Source organism: Roseateles sp. GW821-FHT09G03, from assembly GCF_059416045.1.
This window is the reverse complement of record NZ_JBWKOK010000006.1, coordinates 426,937-443,573: the sequence shown is the minus strand read 5'-3', so window position 1 is coordinate 443,573 and position 16,637 is coordinate 426,937. Positions and strand designations below refer to the sequence as shown.

The window sequence follows — 16,637 nt, the reverse complement described above, 5'->3', positions numbered from 1 at the left end:
TCGCCTCGAAGATCCGTCGCATGGATTCCACCTCCCTCGCGGCGCTCGCGCCCTGGCTCGGCATCGGGCTCGTCTTCATCCTGGCCGGCGGCGTCAAGGGCGTCACCGGCATGGGCCTGCCCACGGTGGCCATGAGCCTGCTCGGCCTGTGGATGGCCCCCGCGCAGGCGGCCGCCCTGCTGGTGATGCCGTCCCTCGTCACGAACATCGCGCAGTGCCAGGGCCCGGCCTGGCGCCGCATCGTCGCGGTGCTGTGGCCGGTGTGGCTCGGCCTGGCCGTCTCCACCGTGTGGGGACCGGACCTCAGTGACATCGCGCCCATCGACGCGCGGCTCGCCTTGGGAGTCATCCTCGTCGTCTACGGCCTGTGGGGGCTGTGGAAACCCGTCGTCCCGCAGGTCTCGCCGCACGCGTGGTGGATCGGCCTCGCCGCCGGACTGGCGACCGGCTTCGTCACCGCGTCCACCGCCGTCTTCGCGCTGCCGCTGGTGCCCTACCTCCAGGCCCTGCGCCTGGACAAGGACACGATGATCCAGGCGCTCGGCCTGTCCTTCACCGTCGCGACGCTGTCGCTGGCCGCACGGCTACATTCGTTCGAGAGCGGCTCGGTGCTGACGGTGTCCTCGTTCCTCGCGCTCGCCGCCGCCTTCGCCGGGCTGGGCGTCGGCGCGGCCGTGCGGGCGAAGATCAGCGCGACCACCTTCCAGCGCGCGCTGTTCGTCGTGTTCATCGTGCTCGGCATCGCGAACCTGTGGCGAGGGCTATGAGCGCGGACCCGCACCGCCCGCTTCGCGACGAGCGCTGCGAGCTCGCCGCGCTGCTGGAACGCGCCTATCGACTCGCGTTGTGGCTGCACGACGCGGAGCGCGTGGATCGGGTGGATCTGGCGGATCGCCCCGGTGGCGGCAAGGCCGGTGAAGACGCCGCGTCCAGTCGCCTCGACGCCCAGGAGGAGCCCGGCGCCTCGCCGGCGGCCTTCGCGGTGCACGTCGCGTCGTCCGAACTCGTGGACGTGCTCGACGAGGCCCGCGCCCGGCTGGTCGCCGGGGCGCGCGCCGCGATCGCGCCCTCGCTCCCGCCGGCGATCAGCCCAGCCGGAACGCCGACGCCAGCTCGTTCATCCGCTCCGCCTGATCGTTGAGCGAGGCGGCCGACGCGGCGGCCTCTTCGACCAGCGCCGCGTTCTGCTGCACCATCTGCTCGACGTCGGTGAAGGTCCCGCGCAGTTGCTGCAGGCTGACCGCCTCCTCGGCCACCTCGTGGGCGATCCGCTCGATCTCGGCGCTGACCACGCCGATGCCGCGTTCGATGCCGGCGATGGCCGCGCCGGCCGCCTGCACCTCCGACTGACCGCGCTCGACCCGCGCGACCGATTCGCCGATCAGCACCTTGACCTCGCCGGCCGCGCCGGCGCTGCGCTTGGCGAGGTTGCGCACCTCGGCCGCGACGACCGCGAAGCCGCGGCCCTGCTCGCCCGCCCGCGCCGCCTCGACGGCCGCGTTCAACGCCAGGATGTTGGTCTGGAACGCGATCATGTCGATCACCGAGACGATCTCCGACATGCGCTTGGAGCTCGCGCCGATCGAGCTCATCGTCTCCACGAAGCCCTGCACCATCCGGCCGCCGGCGGCCGCGCTCGCGCTGGCTTCATCGGCAAGCCCGCGGGTGCGGACCGAGGCCTGCGCCGTGCCGTCCAGCGTCTCGGACAGCCGCTGCACGTTGCTCGACGCTTCCTGCACGCGCGCCGCCGCGTGCTCGCTGCGCACGCTGAGGTCCTGGTTGCCGGAGGCGATCTCGTCGGCGGCGCCGTGGATCTCGCCCGATGCGACCTGCATCTGCGTCACGAGACCGCGCAGCCGATCGCGCATCGACCGGATGGCATCGAGCATCCGGCCCAGGTCGTCGTTCGTGTGCCACGACGATTCGGCGGTCAGGTCGCCTTGCGCAATGCGCTCGGTGAGCGTCTCCGCCTCATGGATAGGACGCCAGACGCCGAGCAGCGTGCGCCACAGCACCAGACCCATCGCGATCAGGCCGCCGATCACGACGATCGTCGTCAGCAGGAACCGATGCGCGACGGCGGATTCGCTGTCGTCGAGCCGCTGCGCGAGCGTGTCCATCACGCGCGCGGAGAGCTCCGACTGCAGTACCGCGCCCTTCTTCAAGGTGGCGACGAGTTGATCGAGCGGGTAGTTCACATCCTTCGCCGACGCATCGAGCGCCTCCAGCACCACCTGGCGCTGCTGGGCGACGCGCTGCAGTGTCTCGGCATAGTCGGCCGCATGCGCCTCGTCGGCGACGGCGGCCTGGCGCAGCGCCGCGTTGAGCTGGCGCAGATCCGCGCGATAGCGGCCCGCCGCATTGCCCACGGCGGCGACGTCGTCGACCGCGGCCGCGGCACCGATGGCGCCGAGCTCGGCCAGCGTGTCCGTCAGCTGCGGCGCGACCTGCAGGCCGGCCACGACGTTGAAGTAGGTCGCGCCGTCCTGCTGCATCAGCAGCCCGGACCGCGCGTTCAACTGCGAGACCGCGTCGAAGATCTCGTCGAACAGCGCCCGGTACTGCGGCGCCTGGACCTGGAGCATCTGGCTCACGCCCTTGGCGTGGAGCGCCTTGAACTGCTCGCGGATCTTCGTCGCCTCATCGGACAGGGCGTCGCCGTGCCGCACGTCGTCGAGCTCGGCGAGCACGGCCTCGAAGTCCTTGTCGATCTTCTTGGCGACGGCCTCGCGCGCGGCGGCCTGTTCGGGATGGCTGGACGCGGTGGCCGAGGCCAGACGGTGCTCGGAGAGATCCGCGATCACGCGCTGCCACGCCTGGTTGGCGGGCAGCGCGGCGCGTTGCGCCTTGACGGTGCGCAAGGCGTCGAGGAGGTTGAAGCCCAGCTGCGCGGTCGGCAGCAGGCACACGGCGCCACACAGGAGTGCGACGACGGCAAGACGGTGTTTGAGAGACATCGGGCGGGACCTTGGGAGGCCGGTGCTGGGGAGGCGCCGCGAGTCTTGCAATGAATCGTTACAGGTCCGGGACAACCCGGAGGTCCGATTGGCAGGAAGCCGGGAAGCGGGGGTTTTTAACGCTCATCCGGCGGGATCGGGCGAGGGCCGCCCGTCGACCATCTAGTCCCCATGAATCCCCTGTCTCTTCCTTGAGGCTACCCACGAGGGCAGTCGGAACACCGCACGAAGGACCAGCGCCAGGACGTTTCCCGCCATCAGTTCGCTCACGTTCTGACGAGAGAAGAAATCGAACTCATGACCTGATATCAGGGCCAGCAGGCCAATGGCCAGGCAGCCAAAGGCCACCGCCAGAGGAACCGTCAAGAGGAGCGACCTGCGGTGGAATACAAGGTAGGCGATCGACGCCATCACCAGATAGAAAGCAGTCCCGAAGAAGTCCATGTCAGTCCGCCTTGCCCGCGGCCATCGGACACATCATCGTCATCTCCCGCACGTATTCCTGGAGCTTGCGTGGCAGGCCATCCGGCACGGGCGTCAGTCCTTTCATGGCGATTGTCACGGCCATGTCGTCATTCAGCTCGACGGTGACGCACGGACGATCGGTCTGACGGTCGACACACATTTGCGCGCGAGGTGCAGCGACATGCCGAGGTTCAAGGATGAGCGAAAACGCCTCTGAGAACGCCGGGTCTGCCGGCAAGCGCAGGCTCACGCTGAACACTCTCGGACGCGGCGCCTCCATCACGGCGTTGATCGCCGCGATGGAGTCCGCCGGGAGCGCGACGGGACGCCCCTGCTCGAAGGCGATCCGCTGACAGACGGCCTCGGCTTCCACGCCGGTGCCGGACAGCGCCAGGAGCGTTGCCAAGGGGATCAAGCGCATGGCCGGTGTCGTCATCGTCTTTCGAACCAGGAAAGGCATTCACCACATGGGGTCAGGATTTGCCAGAATCCACCCCGATTCATCCATACAGCCCGATCAACGGGCGCACATCCAGGAGAGGGAATCCATGAAACGCGCATTGACCCGTACTGCGACCGCCGCCATCGTCGCGACGGCATCGCTCCATGCACCGTTGGCGAGCGCCGGCGTGCATTGCACCGAGAAGATCTCGCAGGCGATCCTTCACGAGAACGGCGACATCTACTTCCAGACCGACAACACCTGCAACGGCGGTTGGTGCCAGATCAAGTGGGGCACGCCGGAGAAGAACAAGAATGCGCTCGCGATGCTGCTGTCGGCCAAGCTCGCCGAGCGTCCGATCACGTTCTATTGGACTGGCATCAACGCCTGCAGCGAGAAGAACGTCGTGTACGCGTCGCCGGGATACATGATGCTGCCGTGAGGCGCCAGCGACGGCGCGGGACACCTCAGAGATAGAGCTCGTTCACGTCCTCGCCGTCGGGCCAGCGCGTGCAGGTGTTGAAGCCGATGACGGTCACCGGTTGGCCCGACGCCCTGGCAGTCAGCAGAACAGCCAACTGCCGCTTGCCGGTCGTGGAATCCTCGGCGCGGATCATCCAGTAGTCGCCGCTGGCACATGCCGGGCGTTCATTGCGCTGGCCTTCGAGCACGAAGTAGACGAGCCCGTCGGACGCGCGGATCGTCAGCGTCTTGATCTTGCCGATCTGGCTGCCTGCATGGGCAGGCGTGACAGCAGCGAATGCCAGCAAGGTGGCGGCGATGAATCGGATCATGAGGTTCCCTCCTCTTGTTTGGACAGCCGCAGTTCAGGGCTGCATCGACACGTAGCCGATCTTGCAGTCGGAAGCGACTGCGCTACATCACTCGACTCTTCCTGTGTGTTTGCCACCGCCTGTGGAGCCAGTGGGCAACGGGTCCCGCGAATGCCATCGAGAAGCCGATGGCACCTACGACGAGCGCCTCTGACGTCAGTTCCATCGAGTTGCTCAGCAGGAAGAACACCCCGAGAGACAGGACCGCATCGAGCACGCCGGCCAGAAGCCAAGTTCCAACATGGCCGAGCCGAGTCTGTCCCAGCCGGAAGTAGATGACGATCGACAAGGGCACCAGCAAGATCCACATGACGCACTTTGGATAGCCGCGGTTCAAGGCTGCATCGACACGTGGCCGATCTTGCAGTAGTCCCTGGCGCGCTGCAAATAGTCAGTTCCCGTCGGGCTCCAATCGCACCCCATCTCGGGTCACGTAGCAATCGACGAAGCCAGAAATCTCCCCTGGCGCATAGACCGTCAAAAATGAATCGTTCGGCGCGATGGTGAAGGTCGTGTTGTCCGTGACGTCATCAAAGATGGCGTGGATCTCAATGCTCTGACCAGACTGGATGAAAAAGTACTCCGACATCGGTTCCAAGAGCACCTTGACTGGACCAGAACTTTCGTTCTGCAAGGGCAATGTCGCGGTCATGTTGGGCATTCACGCTCCAATCTCCAAAGCCTGAAAACTTTTCGCGCCATGACAAGGGCGCTCCGCCCATCAATCCGCCATCTGAATGAAGTACGCGCTCGTCTGGTTCGTCCAGGCACCGATCTGCGTGCACGCCGTCAGCGCGGGATCGTTGTAGAAGATCGTGACCGGCTTGCCGGCGATCCGGTGCGTGAGCAAGGTCGCGTAGAAGCCCTTGCAGGACTGGGTGCTGATCTGGAAGTTCCCCTGGGTGGTGGAACTGCAGATGGTGTGAATGTTGGTCCCGTTGGCGACCACGACGGCACCATTCTGGTCGTAGCCGAGGAAGCCGATCTGGCCAGTGCACGCGATGGTGGCGTGGGCGGTGAAGGCATGCGCGAGCAGCGCGAGGGAAAGCACGGTCTTTTTCATGTCGAAGTCCTCCTGAAAATCGTTGATGAAACGCTCACGGCCACGTCGACCGGATCACCGCCTGCCGCCGCACGCCCGCCGCTTCGGCGCGCACCAGCGTCCAGCGCTGCACGGTCTCGCCTTCGTTGAGCAGCTCGAGGTAGGCGAGCAGCGCCTTGTAGTCGTCGAACTCCAGCGTCACGTCGGCACCGCCGCGCGTGGCATTGAGCTCGATGCCGCTGACGCGCACACCGTCGACCGCCACGGTCTCGAGCGATCGCAGGACGCCCTGCATCGGGAACGCCGCCGTGCGCGCGACCGTCAGCGCATCGCGCGCGTAGGACGGCGGCGCTGCGTCGGACGCCGCCTTGTCGGCGCGCAGGCGCAGGGTGTCCCGCAGACGTGCGATCTCGGCGGCATCGGCATCGGTCCGCGCCACGCGCGTGGCCCGCTCCTCCCAAGCCTGCCAGGCGCCGAAGCCCAGGCCCACCGTCGCGACGGCGCAGAGCGCGCCCCAGATCGCCAACGCCGCGATCGGACGCCGCGCGGGCGCGAAGTCCACCTTCAGCGCTCTCATGCCGCGACCTCCTTGCGGAAGGGCAGCGCCTCGCCGGCCTGCTGTCCCGGCAGCGCGCCGATGTCGAATTCGATCAGCGCCATCCCGCCCGCCGGAACGTCGTGCGTCACCAGCGCGCGGTTGAGCACCGCCGACGCGGACTCGCCGTCCAGCGGATAGGTCTGCGCCACGCGATAGGTGTCGCCCTCGGCGATCAGCAGCACGAGTTCGTCGCTGTCCGCGACAGCCAAACCCTGCACATCCGCCGACGGAGGAGACGAACCCGACGCGCTCGATGCGCGCGCCGCCTCGATGGCGACGGCCCACCAGGGCCTCACGCTCTCCAGTGCGCGGCCGCCGAGCGCCAGCAGCTCACGTTGCCAGGTTGCATCGATGGCCACGGCCATCCGGGGCGACGACTGACCGCCGTCCAGCCACACTGGGCTGCCGGCAGGCAACCCCGCACGGTCCTCGACCATCGAGGTCGCGATCGCGATCCAATCGGCCTCGCCCGCGACGCCGGCCACCTCGGGCAGCAGGTACGGGCGGCAGACCGCGCCGCTCACCGTCACCCGCAACGGCGTGCCGCGCGGCAGGTCGCGGATCCCGGCGGCCAATGCCGCCAACGCGGCGTCCCGCCCGTCGACGTCCGCCGCCACCAGCAGCACGCCGCCCAGCGACAGCCGCACCGCGCGCTCGCCCGCATAGGCGACCGCCGTCCGCGCCGACGCGCGCTTACCAGCCCACCACACGCTTGATCTCCTCCGCGCTCGATTCACGCCGGCTCACCATGTCCGCGCCCAGTTGCGACAAGGTCCTCACCCCCTTGCGATAGACGTGTTCCCGCAAGGCCGAGACCGGCGCGCCGGTCGTGACCAGGTCGCGGAAACCGTCGTCGATCGTGTGCACCTCCGCGATCACGCGCCGGCCCTTGTAGCCGGTGCCGCCGCAGCGCTCGCATCCGACCGCCAGCGGCATCGTCTCCGGCCGATCCAGTCCCATGTCGACGAACCACTGCTGCTCCCGCGGCAACGCCGGCCGGTCGCTCACGCAATGCGGGCAGATGCAACGCACCAGCCGCTGCACGATCACGCCGTTGAGCGCCGCCATGAAGCCGAACATGTCCAGGTCGAAATGCTTGAAGCGCCCGGTCACGTCGAACACGCTGTTCGCGTGCACCGTCGTCAGCACCTGGTGGCCGGTCAGCGCCGACTGCACCGCGATCTCCGCCGTCTCCGCGTCGCGGATCTCGCCCACCAGGATGCGGTCCGGGTCGTGGCGCAGGATGGACCGCAGGCCCTTGGCGAAGGTCAGTCCCTTGCGCTCGTTCACCGGCACCTGCAGCACGCCGGCCAGCTCGTACTCGACGGGATCCTCGATCGTGATGATCTTCTCGATGCCGTTGTTGACCTCGGACAGCGCCGCGTACACCGTCGTCGTCTTGCCGCTGCCAGTCGGCCCGGTCACCAGCAGCATGCCGTGCGGCAGGCCCGCGAGCTCGCGGATCATCGCGGCGCCCGCGGCGTCGAAGCCGAGCAGGTCCAGCGACACCTGGTCCGCCGGATCGCGCAGCTGCGCCTTGTCCAGCAGCCGCAGCACCGCGTCCTCGCCGAACACGCTCGGGATGATGGACACGCGCAGATCCAGCTCGCCGCCGCCCAAGGCGATGCGGAAGCGGCCGTCCTGCGGCAGCCGCCGCTCGGTGATGTCGAGCTGCGCCAGCACCTTGATGCGCGAGATCGCCTCTTCCGCGCCCCGCGTGCCCTCCAGGCGGCCATGCGGCATCAGCACGCCGTCGCGGCGCAGGCGCACCGTCACGCCCTGGCGGTCGCATTCGAAGTGAATGTCGCTGGCGCCGACCTCGTACGCGCGTCGCAGCGCCTGGTCGACGAAGGCCACCACCGGGCCGTCCGCCGAGCTCGCCGCGTCCGCCGTGCCCGCGTCCCGGTTCTGTGCCGCGGCGGGCGTGCCGCTCCACGCACCCAGCTGTGCGCGCGTCGCCGCGATCGCCGGCATGCGCCTTCCGGCCACTTGCGCCGCGCGACGCAACACCGTGTCGTCCCAGGGATCCGCCATGGCCAGACGCAACCGGTCCGGATCGCCATCCAACCGCACCGGCACCGCGCGCAGCTGCCGGGCCAAGGCGACGCCGCCCGCGCCCAGCAATGTCAGGTCCGCGATGGCCCGGTCCGCGCCGGCGCCTTCCAGCATCTCCATGCCGCCGGTCTCGCGCAGCAGCGCGGGCAGGTCCCCGCCCCAGCCGCCGCGCAGCAACTGGTCGAGAACCGTGTCCGCGCCGGCCTGGGCGGCCTGACGACGCGCAGCCTGCAGCGCGGCGCGGAAGTCGGGGCGGGCGTCGGCGTTCATGGGCAGGAAGCTCTCATCGGAAAGAAGGCCGTCGGGATCGGCGGAGGCGTCGTGGTCGGCGAATGTGGCAACAGCGGCAATGGCGGCAAGGTTGGCATGGGATGCTCAGCGGATGCTGCTCGCGATGTCGAAGATCGGCAGGTACATCAGCACGACGATGCTGCCCACCAGCAGCGACACCAGCAGCAGCATCACCGGCTCGACGATGCGCGTCGCGCGATCCATGAAGGCGGCGAAGTTGCCGGCGTGCCGCTCCGCGATCGTCTGCAGCACGCGCTCGAAGTTGCCGGAGCGTTCGCCCACGGCCAGCAGGCGCTGCGTGACGGTGTCGGTCAGGCCGTGCTCGGAGAAGGCGCTGGACACGCGCACGCCGCGCGTCAGAGCGAGCCGCGCGTCGCGCATCGCGTGGTCCATGTCGGGGCCGAGCGCCAGGCCTTCGCAGCGCAACAGCGTCTCGTCGAGGGTGTAGCCGCCCCGGAACATCACCGTCATCGAGTGGTACAGCTTGGCCAGCCGGAACTCGCGCAGCGCGCGCCGCACCGGCGGGATCACGGCGGCCGCGCGCATCGCCGCGCGCTGGATCGCGCCCTGGCGCCAGGCCACGACGCCGAGCGCCGCCAGTGCCGCCGCCGCCGCCAGGATGCCGAGGCGGTGCTCCCGCACGAAGGTGCTGGCCACCGTCAGCAGGTGAGTGGACCAGCTCATCTCGCCGCGCAGGTCCGCATACATGGTCGCGAAACGCGGCAGCACGACGACGATCAGGAAGCCGCTCACCAGCAGGCCCAGGCCGAGCACCAGGCTCGGATAGATCGCGGCGCTGACGACCTTCTTGCGCAGGGTCTCCACCATCTCGTGATAACGCAGGAACTCGGACAGCGCTTCGGCCAGCGAGCTGCTGCGCTCGCTCGCGCGCACACTGGCCACGAGCACCATCGGGAAACGTCCCAGCGCCTCCATCGCCACCGACAAGGCCTTGCCCTGATGCAGCTGCGCCAGCAGCGCGGCCTGCAGCTCGGCGCGCGCGCCGTCGGCGCCGGACTGCGCCTGCAGCGTCTCGATCGCCTCCACCACGGTCATCCCGGCGACCAGCAGCGTGCGCAACTCCTGGCACCACCAGGCGATGTCCAGCGCGCTCGCCCTCGCGCCGGCGGTCCCGGCGCCTGTGGAGGTACGCACCGTGGCGGGCTCGCGCACGGGCTCGGCGGCCAGCACCTTGCGGCCGTCGGGCAGTTGCGTGCCGAGCGACTCGCGCGACGCCACCTCCATCAGCTCCTCGCTGACGGACAGGTGCACGGGATCGAGCAGGCGGACGCGGAGCTTCATGCCGGGGTTGCGGAAGGTCTGAGGGCTCAGAAAGGATGAAAGGACGAAAAGTCTGCTGGAGCGGTTCTTGGGCGACCGGCGTCAGAGCTGCACGTCGGCGTCGTCGCCAGTGCCGCCGGCCGCCCGGTCGCGGCCGAAGCTGAACAGCTCGTAGTCCTTGCCGGGCTGCTGCGACGGGATGCGGTACTGGTAGGCCATGCCCCACGGGTCGTTCGGGAGTTCGCCCTTCAGGTACGGACCGCGCCAGCGCGGATCGTTGGCGTCGCTGCGCACCAGCGCGGCCAGGCCTTCGCCGGTGTCGGGGAAGCGGCCCATGTCGATGCGGTAGGCCTGCAGCGCCTTGTCGATCGCGTCGAGTTGCGCCTTGGCCGTCGTGACCTCGGAGCGCGAGATCTGGGCCAGGAAACGCGGACCGACGATGCCGGTCAGCAGGCCGATGATCAGGATCACCACCAGCAGCTCCAGCAGCGTGAAGCCGCGGGAACGATGGGCAGGCACGGACGATGACGAACGGCGGGCGATGTGCTTCATGTTGCTCTGGTCTCTCATTTCTCGGAGTCCACGACGAACTTCCAATCCGAATAACGTTGCGCCGGCTGCAGCAGCAGTCCGGGGCGGCGCACGGCGCCCGTGATCATCGGCGCCTCCTCGCTGAGGCTCTGCACGCCGCGGACACGTCCATCCTCGCCGCGCACGACGCCCCAGCGGCCGGTGGTGCCCACCGGGTCCGGATAGAGGCGGCGCATGTGGCGCACGGTGCCGACGAAGCGCTGGTCCATCAGCAGCTCTTCCAGTTCCTGCGGCAGTCGCTTGTCGGTGCCTGGGGAACTGCGCCGGTAGCGCTCCAGCGCCTGCACGTAGAGCGCGCCGATGCGCAGCAGCTGCTGTTCCTTCTCGCGCCGGGCCGCGTCGGCCCAGGACTGCGCGGCGACCGACAGCGCCGCCGACGTCAAGGCGACCAGCACCAGGACCGCGACCAGGCCGTAGCCGCGCGCGCCGGCGCGCCTCGGAGAGCGCATCGACGGGTGCATCGGCAGGCACGCAGACCGGCGGTCACCACGAGGCATAGCTGCTCCCGTCGGATGCGATCTCGCGCGCGCCGCTGCGCACGTCGAAGACGCCCTCGCCGTCGGCATTGCCCGCGCGCGGCGGCACGGCGACCCAAGTGTCGGCGCGGCTCGTCACCGGGTCGACCGGGATCGCGCGCAGATAGCGCCGCTCGACCAGTTCGGGCAGTTCTTTCGGATACCGGCCCTGGTCGCTGTAGAACTTGTCGATCGCGTCGCGCATCGCGTGCAGGTTGTGGCGCAGCGCGGTGTCGCGCGCGCGGTCGACGTGCTGCACGTAGCGTGGCGCGGCGACGCTGAGCAGCAGCGCCAGCGCGGCCAGCACCACCAGCAGTTCGATGACGGTGAAGCCTCGCACCGCGCCGGGGCCTCCACGGCGGGATCCGCAGGAATCGCGGCGCGACGCCGTCTTCCTCGTCATGATGTGCGAGCGCTTCACCATGCCCTCACCATTGCTTCAACGGCACGCCGTTGAGACCGGTGGCCGTGGACTTCGAGTACACGTCGTAGACCTCGGCGCCCGGCTGGGGGTTGTCGGCGTCCGACTGGTAGCCGCGCAGGCCCCAGCTCAGTTCGGCCGTCACGCCCGGCTCCGCGAACGGATCGCGCGGCACGCGCCGCAGGAAACGGATCGTCTGGCCCTGATGTTCGGTGCGCGCGTCGGCGACCTCGACCGTCAGGCTCTGCAGCGTCTCGGGATACGGCGGCCGGTCGCTGGGGCCGAGCACCGCGCCGGACTCCCGCGCGGCGCGATAGGCGTCGAGCGCGTCGCGGATCTCCCAGAGCGCGCGCTTGAGCTCGCGTTCCTTCTCGCGCTGTGCCGTCATCTCCGCCATCGGCAGGGCCAGCGTCGCGAGGAAGCCGAGGATGCCCAGGCACACGAGCAGTTCGATCAGCGTGAAGCCGCGGATCCGCGAACGCGAGCCGACGTCGCCCGCACCGACGCCGCCACCACGCAAGCGGCGGACGGCGGAAGCGGTGGCGGGCGCGCGCTGCGGCGTCATCGTCACTTCACCTCGATCACGGCGGGCGCCGGCAGCGTGGGCCGTTCGCCGTTGGGCTCGAGCGAGACCGGCTGCGCCGTGCCCACGCGCACCTCGGCGCGGCCCGCCGCGGTGGCCTTGAAGCGCAGCTTGAAGACACCGCCCGCGCCCTCCGCCGCCGTCGCCTGGTTGCGCAGCACGCTGAGGTTGACGCGGCCCGGTTCGACGCGCTTGCTGAAGCTGGTGACGGCACCGCCCTTGCGGAAGTAGTCGTCCTCGTCGGCGTCGACCAGCGTCAGCTTGTCGGCGCTGTACTGCAGCTCGGTCATGAGGCCGCGCAGGTTGGCGTCGCGCAGATCCAGGCGGACCTCGACCGTGTCGCCGACCTTGGCTTGCGCGGGCGCGGCCAGCGACAGCGCGGGCATCTTGCGCGAAGGCAGGTCGGCGACGCCGGGCGTGCCGGGCTGTGTCGGCACCGGCAGCACACCGGACGTGCCGGATGCACCGGGGGCGCCGGGGGCGCCGGGCGTTCCTGGCATGGCAGCGCCCGGAGCACCCGATGTCGAAGGCGATCCCGGCGCCCCGGGCGATCCCGGCACGGCCGGCTTCGCATCGGCCTGCGGCGTGTTGAACTGCAGTCCGCCGACCTGGCGTAGCTTGGGCGAGGCCTCGGTGCCCACCCACATCTCGGACTCGCTCGCGTTCAGGCGCTTGACGTTGCGCAGCACGCGCGGCGTGATGGCGAGCAGCAGTTCCGATCGCTTGCCGTCGTCGAGCTGGCTGGAGAACAGACGGCCCAGCACCGGCAGGTCACCCAGGCCCGGCACGCGGCTGGACGTCGCGCGCTCGTCGCGGCTGATCAGGCCGGCCAGCAACTGGGTCTCGCCATCGCGCAGACGCAGCAGCGTCGTCGCGTTGCGGGTTCCGATCTGGTACGCGATCGATCCGGCCGAGGTCTTGATCGACGTGCCCAGCGAACTCACTTCCAGCGCGACCTTGATGGCGACTTCGTCGTCGGCAAAGATGGTCGGCTCGACGTCGAGCTTCAGGCCGACGTCGAGGTAGCTGATGCTCTCGGAGACGAAACCGCCGGTGCCCGTGGTGGTGGACACGACCGGGATCTTGTCGCCGATCATGATCTTGGCCTTCTCCTTGTTGCGCACGCGCAGTTTCGGATTGGCCAGCGTGGAGCTGTCGCCGACTTCGCGGCGCAGGTTGACCAGGATGTTGTTCGGGTTGAGGCCGACGCCGATCCGGTTGCGGCCGATGTTCTCGAAGTCCGCGAGCGTGAGTTGCGTGGAGTTCCCCGTCGGCAGCGGCGTCAGCGAGAACGACGTGGGCAGCTTGACGCCGAGTTCGGTCAGACGCGTGGCGTTGACCTCCAGCACCTCGACCTCGAGCAGCACCTCGGGCTCGGCGCTGTCGAAGACGGCGAGCAGGCGCTCGGCGAGCTGGATGTTCTCGGGCGAATCGCGCAGCGCCAGCAGGTTGGAGCGTTCGTCGACGAAGGGCTCGCGGATCTTGAGCATCGCCTTGAGGAAGGCGGCCGCGCCCTTGGGATCGCTGTTGGCGAGGTTGAACACGCGCACCAGCTGTTCCTGGTACTCGCGGTGTTTCTCGGCGGTGTTGGGATAGATGACGATGGTGCGCGAATCGATGACCTTCTTCGCCAGCTGATTGCTGGAGGTGATCAGGTCCAGCGCGTCCTCGACCTTGGCCTGGCGCAGCAGCACGGTGACCCGCACGTCGGCGCGCACGTCGCGGTCGAGCACGAAGTTGATGCCGCTGTTGCGGGTCACCACGTCGAGCACCGTGCGCAGGCTGGCGTCGCGGAAGTCGAGCGAGATCGGGCGCGACTCGGTCAGCACGCCGTTGAGCGCCTGGACCTGCGCAGTGCGCTGGTCGCTGAGCAGCCGGCGCTGCAGGTCCTGCAGGCCACCATGGCGGGGGTTGTCCTTGAGCGCCTGTTCCAGCACGCGCAGCGCGCGGTCCGGCTGCTTGGCCTCGACCCACTTCTGCGCGACGGCGAGGTCGGCCGCGCCCTTGCGTTCGAGCTCCATGTCGGCGAGCAGCGCCTGCACGCGGGCGTTGGTCGGATCGAGCTCGAGCGCCTGGCGCAGTGTGGCCGTGGCTTCGTCGAACTGGCTCGCCGCCCGTTGCGTCAGCGCCTGCGAGATCAGCCGCATCTGCGCCTCGGAGCGCGCCTGCAGCAGCGTGGTGCGCAGCGCGGTGCTCTCGGGATAGTCGCGCAGGCCGTTCTCGAGCGTGCTCATCGCCTCGCGGTACTGGCCGCCGGCCATGGCCTTGCGGGACTCGTCGCGGATGCGGTTCTCCGCGCAGCCGGCCAGGAGCAGCAGCACCGTGAGCGCGCCGGCGGTGCAGGCGGACGTCGAGGCCGGGCCCGGGCGCCGGGGAAAGCAGGAACGGACGGATCGTTGAAGCATCGGGGCGGGCGGATCAGGGTGACGGCGCGGCCGCCGGAATGCGGATCACGGCGCGCTGCTGGAGGGGCTCGTGGAAGAGACGGATCTCGTCCTCGGTGATGGCTTCGACGCGGTAGCCCTCGTCGAGGCGCGTGCCGGTCTCGACGAGCAGGTCCTTGTCGGGCCGCGCGAGGTAGACCTTGCGCTGGCCTTGAGGGTCGATGAACTGGCCGAGGTAGCGGTAGTTCAACGCCGGCGCCTGCGGTGGTGGCGGCGGCGGCGGGGGGGGAGGGGGTGGTGGTGGCGGAGGGGCCGGCGGCTGCGGGATCGAGAACGGGTCGCGGTCGGCCGGCTCGAGCGGCTGTTCGGGCAGACGGCCCGGGACCGGCGCCAACGCGAGCGCCTGCCCCGGCGCGGCGGCGCGCGCGGTCGTCGGCATCGGCGGGCGCGGCGCCGGTGCGCTCGGTCCGCCCTGCCCCGCTGGTGCCGGCGCGGTGGCCGCGACGACCGGCGGATCGGCGGGGGCGAGCATGGCCCACGCGCTGGCCACGGCGCTCAGGCCCAGCGCCCAGCGCAGGCCGGGACGCAGGCCCTTGGCCGGAGCGCCGGTGGCGGCTGCGGCTGCGGCTGCGGAGGTCGACGTGCGCTTGAACATCGGCGCGCTTTCAACGACGCGGCGTCGGCGCGGAGGCCGAGGACGCGGAAGGAGCGGGCGACCGGGTCGTCGCGGAAGCGGCGGCCGGGGCGGCGCTCGCAGCCGAAGCGGGCGCGGTCGGCGACGAGGCGGCGATCGCCGTGGGTGGGATGACGACCGCGGCTGGCGGCGGCTGGTCGGCCAGCGGTCGGCTCAACCAGGTGGCGACGACGCGGGCTTCCAGATCGCCGCCGGCGGGCGCGCCCGTCGGACGCGCGGCGTTCATCGTGTTCATCGGGGCAAAGCCGCCAGCGGGATTCGGCGCGGTGCCGGGCACGCGGCGCAGCGAGATCTGCTGCAGCACGGCCTGCTGCGCATCGCGCGTGAGCAGCTCGGCGAGCACGGTCTTGATCGCGGCGTAGCTGCCCCGCAGGTTGACGTCCAGGCTCATGCGTCCGAGCGTGCTGGCGGTCGGTGCCTGATGGGCCGTGGAGATCGCGGTGACGAGCACGGACTGAGACTCGGCGGCCTCGCGCAGGTGCGTGACGGCGCGTGCGGACGACTGGGTCAGCGGCAGGCGCGTGGCGAACGGCGTGGCATCGGTGACCGGCGCTGCTGCGGCCTTGGCGCGCAGCGCGGCCAGTTCGGTGCGCGTGGCCTGTTCATGCGCGAGCGAGAGGTGCTCGGCCTGACGCGCGACCACCAGCAGCGCGCCGGCGACGAGCGGCGGCACGAGCGCGACACCCACCCACACGGCGGTCGGCGCGCGGGAGAGGCGTTGCTTGAGCGTGGCGGGATCCGTCAGCGCCCGCCAGTCGATGGAGGTCAGGCGCATGACGAGATCGATGACGGGGCGGGACGGAGGAATCCGGCCTGGACTGCTGCCGAATGCATGACGGGTTCCGACCTAAGCGAACGGCTTCGCGGCACGCGCAGCGCGCCGCTGCGCGTCCGATACGCGCACGACAGAAAACTTCATGTGATCCTCCCTGATCCGCGGCGCTGGGCGCGCCGCGCGGCCTGACTCTTTGCGGCCAGGGCGCGACTTTACCGTGCCGGCATGGCGGATGGATTTCGGGCGGGCGCGATGGAGGCTAGAGCTTGCCCTAGGTCGGGCACGCCGGCTCGGGGTGCCGTCGCCGGCGCCTCACCGGCTCACTGGTTGATCAACATGAGGTTCTTCGCCTCGATGTAGTCGGTGTTGCAGCCGGTCGCCCAGAACTGGATGGTCTTGTTGTTGGCCATCGCGAACATCAAGGTGGCCAGCGCCCGGTTCACGACGCGGGCATCGCCGCCGATCATCACGAAGTCCTTGCGGGCGCAGGTCAAGTTCGTCTGGAACAGGCCGACGTGCTTGATGTAGAGCCCCTCGGCCGCGTTGTTGAACGTGTTGGCCTGCGCGAGCTCGTATTGCGCCAGGTCCTGGGGCCTCAGCGTGAGCCACTCGTCCGCGTGGGCGGAGGCGCCGATGAACAGGCCGAATGCGGCAAGGATCGTCGAGAACGCAGAACGGATCGAGGTCATGGGATGCCTTCGGAACAGAAC

Annotated in this window: 22 protein-coding genes; 3 read left to right on the top strand and 19 right to left on the bottom strand. The window is 69.6% G+C overall.

Going from position 1 to position 16,637, the window contains the following annotated elements; all coding sequences use genetic code 11:
* The first annotated feature begins 20 nt into the window (after positions 1–20).
* Positions 21–767 carry a sulfite exporter TauE/SafE family protein gene (locus tag AC07OZ_RS22830; RefSeq protein ID WP_495469349.1) on the top strand — a complete coding sequence of 249 codons (747 nt, stop codon included), beginning with the start codon at positions 21–23 and terminating at the stop codon, positions 765–767.
* Positions 764–1,141: a hypothetical protein gene (locus tag AC07OZ_RS22825; RefSeq protein ID WP_495469348.1), complete on the top strand. Its 378-nt coding sequence runs from the start codon at positions 764–766 to the stop codon at positions 1,139–1,141. Before AC07OZ_RS22830 ends, AC07OZ_RS22825 begins: the two co-directional genes overlap by 4 nt.
* Here AC07OZ_RS22825 and AC07OZ_RS22820 read toward each other — a convergent pair.
* The 3 genes from AC07OZ_RS22820 to AC07OZ_RS22810 form a co-directional block, all read right to left on the bottom strand.
* Positions 1,086–2,957, bottom strand: coding sequence for a methyl-accepting chemotaxis protein (locus tag AC07OZ_RS22820; RefSeq protein WP_495469347.1), 1,872 nt, complete (start codon positions 2,955–2,957; stop codon positions 1,086–1,088). The two genes, AC07OZ_RS22825 and AC07OZ_RS22820, sit on opposite strands and share 56 nt — an antisense overlap.
* Positions 2,958–3,119: 162 nt before the next feature.
* Complete coding sequence (locus AC07OZ_RS22815; RefSeq protein ID WP_495469346.1) at positions 3,120–3,401, bottom strand: hypothetical protein; 282 nt, start codon at positions 3,399–3,401, stop codon at positions 3,120–3,122.
* 1 nt (position 3,402) lies between these two features.
* Complete coding sequence (locus AC07OZ_RS22810) at positions 3,403–3,843, bottom strand: hypothetical protein (protein ID WP_495469345.1); 441 nt, start codon at positions 3,841–3,843, stop codon at positions 3,403–3,405.
* Between the two features lie 127 nt (positions 3,844–3,970).
* On the opposite strand from AC07OZ_RS22810, the gene AC07OZ_RS22805 reads away from it, so the two are divergent.
* Positions 3,971–4,306, top strand: a complete 336-nt coding sequence (locus tag AC07OZ_RS22805) for a hypothetical protein (RefSeq protein WP_495469344.1) — start codon at positions 3,971–3,973, stop codon at positions 4,304–4,306.
* A gap of 25 nt (positions 4,307–4,331) precedes the next feature.
* On the opposite strand, the gene AC07OZ_RS22800 is transcribed toward AC07OZ_RS22805, so the two are convergent.
* The 16 genes from AC07OZ_RS22800 to AC07OZ_RS22725 all read right to left on the bottom strand — a co-directional run bounded on the left by AC07OZ_RS22800 (position 4,332) and on the right by AC07OZ_RS22725 (position 16,616).
* Complete coding sequence (locus tag AC07OZ_RS22800; RefSeq protein ID WP_495469343.1) at positions 4,332–4,658, bottom strand: hypothetical protein; 327 nt, start codon at positions 4,656–4,658, stop codon at positions 4,332–4,334.
* An 82-nt stretch (positions 4,659–4,740) separates the two neighbouring features.
* The gene (locus tag AC07OZ_RS22795) at positions 4,741–5,007 is read right to left on the bottom strand and encodes a hypothetical protein (RefSeq protein ID WP_495469342.1); all 267 of its coding nucleotides are present in this window, start codon (positions 5,005–5,007) and stop codon (positions 4,741–4,743) included.
* 81 nt (positions 5,008–5,088) lie between these two features.
* Positions 5,089–5,358: a hypothetical protein gene (locus tag AC07OZ_RS22790; protein ID WP_495469341.1), complete on the bottom strand. Its 270-nt coding sequence runs from the start codon at positions 5,356–5,358 to the stop codon at positions 5,089–5,091.
* A 60-nt stretch (positions 5,359–5,418) separates the two neighbouring features.
* The gene (locus tag AC07OZ_RS22785; RefSeq protein WP_495469340.1) at positions 5,419–5,760 is read right to left on the bottom strand and encodes a hypothetical protein; all 342 of its coding nucleotides are present in this window, start codon (positions 5,758–5,760) and stop codon (positions 5,419–5,421) included.
* A gap of 34 nt (positions 5,761–5,794) precedes the next feature.
* Positions 5,795–6,316, bottom strand: a complete 522-nt coding sequence (locus tag AC07OZ_RS22780) for a hypothetical protein (RefSeq protein WP_495469339.1) — start codon at positions 6,314–6,316, stop codon at positions 5,795–5,797.
* Positions 6,313–7,047, bottom strand: coding sequence for a hypothetical protein (locus tag AC07OZ_RS22775; protein WP_495469338.1), 735 nt, complete (start codon positions 7,045–7,047; stop codon positions 6,313–6,315). The genes AC07OZ_RS22780 and AC07OZ_RS22775 overlap by 4 nt, the downstream gene beginning before the upstream one ends.
* Positions 7,031–8,662, bottom strand: a complete 1,632-nt coding sequence (locus AC07OZ_RS22770; RefSeq protein WP_495469337.1) for a GspE/PulE family protein — start codon at positions 8,660–8,662, stop codon at positions 7,031–7,033. The genes AC07OZ_RS22775 and AC07OZ_RS22770 overlap by 17 nt, the downstream gene beginning before the upstream one ends.
* Before the next feature lie 105 nt (positions 8,663–8,767).
* Positions 8,768–9,985: a type II secretion system F family protein gene (locus AC07OZ_RS22765; protein ID WP_495469336.1), complete on the bottom strand. Its 1,218-nt coding sequence runs from the start codon at positions 9,983–9,985 to the stop codon at positions 8,768–8,770.
* An 81-nt stretch (positions 9,986–10,066) separates the two neighbouring features.
* The gene (gene gspG / locus AC07OZ_RS22760; RefSeq protein ID WP_495469335.1) at positions 10,067–10,516 is read right to left on the bottom strand and encodes a type II secretion system major pseudopilin GspG; all 450 of its coding nucleotides are present in this window, start codon (positions 10,514–10,516) and stop codon (positions 10,067–10,069) included.
* A 14-nt stretch (positions 10,517–10,530) separates the two neighbouring features.
* Positions 10,531–11,004 carry a type II secretion system protein gene (locus AC07OZ_RS22755; protein ID WP_495469334.1) on the bottom strand — a complete coding sequence of 158 codons (474 nt, stop codon included), beginning with the start codon at positions 11,002–11,004 and terminating at the stop codon, positions 10,531–10,533.
* A gap of 34 nt (positions 11,005–11,038) precedes the next feature.
* A complete protein-coding gene (locus tag AC07OZ_RS22750; RefSeq protein WP_495469333.1) occupies positions 11,039–11,473 on the bottom strand; it encodes a type II secretion system protein in 435 nt (144 codons plus the stop codon).
* Between the two features lie 25 nt (positions 11,474–11,498).
* The gene (locus AC07OZ_RS22745; protein WP_495469332.1) at positions 11,499–12,056 is read right to left on the bottom strand and encodes a type II secretion system protein; all 558 of its coding nucleotides are present in this window, start codon (positions 12,054–12,056) and stop codon (positions 11,499–11,501) included.
* A gap of 2 nt (positions 12,057–12,058) precedes the next feature.
* A complete protein-coding gene (locus tag AC07OZ_RS22740; RefSeq protein ID WP_495469331.1) occupies positions 12,059–14,479 on the bottom strand; it encodes a secretin GspD/PilQ domain-containing protein in 2,421 nt (806 codons plus the stop codon).
* Between the two features lie 13 nt (positions 14,480–14,492).
* A complete protein-coding gene (locus AC07OZ_RS22735) occupies positions 14,493–15,113 on the bottom strand; it encodes a hypothetical protein (RefSeq protein WP_495469330.1) in 621 nt (206 codons plus the stop codon).
* Positions 15,114–15,123: 10 nt separating this feature from the next.
* Positions 15,124–15,927: a hypothetical protein gene (locus AC07OZ_RS22730; protein WP_495469329.1), complete on the bottom strand. Its 804-nt coding sequence runs from the start codon at positions 15,925–15,927 to the stop codon at positions 15,124–15,126.
* A 320-nt stretch (positions 15,928–16,247) separates the two neighbouring features.
* Positions 16,248–16,616, bottom strand: a complete 369-nt coding sequence (locus tag AC07OZ_RS22725) for a hypothetical protein (RefSeq protein ID WP_495469328.1) — start codon at positions 16,614–16,616, stop codon at positions 16,248–16,250.
* Between the last annotated feature and the right edge of the window lie 21 nt (positions 16,617–16,637).

What these genes read in the sequence shown, in the direction of transcription:
- AC07OZ_RS22830 (WP_495469349.1), top strand. Translation starts at nt 21, where the DNA reads ATGGATTCCACCTCCCTCGCGGCGCTCGCGCCCTGGCTCGGCATCGGG.
- AC07OZ_RS22825 (WP_495469348.1), top strand. Translation starts at nt 764, where the DNA reads ATGAGCGCGGACCCGCACCGCCCGCTTCGCGACGAGCGCTGCGAGCTC.
- AC07OZ_RS22820 (WP_495469347.1), bottom strand. Translation starts at nt 2,957, where the DNA reads ATGTCTCTCAAACACCGTCTTGCCGTCGTCGCACTCCTGTGTGGCGCC.
- AC07OZ_RS22815 (WP_495469346.1), bottom strand. Translation starts at nt 3,401, where the DNA reads ATGGACTTCTTCGGGACTGCTTTCTATCTGGTGATGGCGTCGATCGCC.
- AC07OZ_RS22810 (WP_495469345.1), bottom strand. Translation starts at nt 3,843, where the DNA reads ATGCGCTTGATCCCCTTGGCAACGCTCCTGGCGCTGTCCGGCACCGGC.
- AC07OZ_RS22805 (WP_495469344.1), top strand. Translation starts at nt 3,971, where the DNA reads ATGAAACGCGCATTGACCCGTACTGCGACCGCCGCCATCGTCGCGACG.
- AC07OZ_RS22800 (WP_495469343.1), bottom strand. Translation starts at nt 4,658, where the DNA reads ATGATCCGATTCATCGCCGCCACCTTGCTGGCATTCGCTGCTGTCACG.
- AC07OZ_RS22795 (WP_495469342.1), bottom strand. Translation starts at nt 5,007, where the DNA reads ATGTGGATCTTGCTGGTGCCCTTGTCGATCGTCATCTACTTCCGGCTG.
- AC07OZ_RS22790 (WP_495469341.1), bottom strand. Translation starts at nt 5,358, where the DNA reads ATGCCCAACATGACCGCGACATTGCCCTTGCAGAACGAAAGTTCTGGT.
- AC07OZ_RS22785 (WP_495469340.1), bottom strand. Translation starts at nt 5,760, where the DNA reads ATGAAAAAGACCGTGCTTTCCCTCGCGCTGCTCGCGCATGCCTTCACC.
- AC07OZ_RS22780 (WP_495469339.1), bottom strand. Translation starts at nt 6,316, where the DNA reads ATGAGAGCGCTGAAGGTGGACTTCGCGCCCGCGCGGCGTCCGATCGCG.
- AC07OZ_RS22770 (WP_495469337.1), bottom strand. Translation starts at nt 8,662, where the DNA reads ATGAACGCCGACGCCCGCCCCGACTTCCGCGCCGCGCTGCAGGCTGCG.
- AC07OZ_RS22765 (WP_495469336.1), bottom strand. Translation starts at nt 9,985, where the DNA reads ATGAAGCTCCGCGTCCGCCTGCTCGATCCCGTGCACCTGTCCGTCAGC.
- gspG (WP_495469335.1), bottom strand. Translation starts at nt 10,516, where the DNA reads ATGAAGCACATCGCCCGCCGTTCGTCATCGTCCGTGCCTGCCCATCGT.
- AC07OZ_RS22755 (WP_495469334.1), bottom strand. Translation starts at nt 11,004, where the DNA reads ATGCGCTCTCCGAGGCGCGCCGGCGCGCGCGGCTACGGCCTGGTCGCG.
- AC07OZ_RS22750 (WP_495469333.1), bottom strand. Translation starts at nt 11,473, where the DNA reads ATGACGAGGAAGACGGCGTCGCGCCGCGATTCCTGCGGATCCCGCCGT.
- AC07OZ_RS22745 (WP_495469332.1), bottom strand. Translation starts at nt 12,056, where the DNA reads ATGACGCCGCAGCGCGCGCCCGCCACCGCTTCCGCCGTCCGCCGCTTG.
- AC07OZ_RS22740 (WP_495469331.1), bottom strand. Translation starts at nt 14,479, where the DNA reads ATGCTTCAACGATCCGTCCGTTCCTGCTTTCCCCGGCGCCCGGGCCCG.
- AC07OZ_RS22735 (WP_495469330.1), bottom strand. Translation starts at nt 15,113, where the DNA reads ATGTTCAAGCGCACGTCGACCTCCGCAGCCGCAGCCGCAGCCGCCACC.
- AC07OZ_RS22730 (WP_495469329.1), bottom strand. Translation starts at nt 15,927, where the DNA reads ATGCGCCTGACCTCCATCGACTGGCGGGCGCTGACGGATCCCGCCACG.
- AC07OZ_RS22725 (WP_495469328.1), bottom strand. Translation starts at nt 16,616, where the DNA reads ATGACCTCGATCCGTTCTGCGTTCTCGACGATCCTTGCCGCATTCGGC.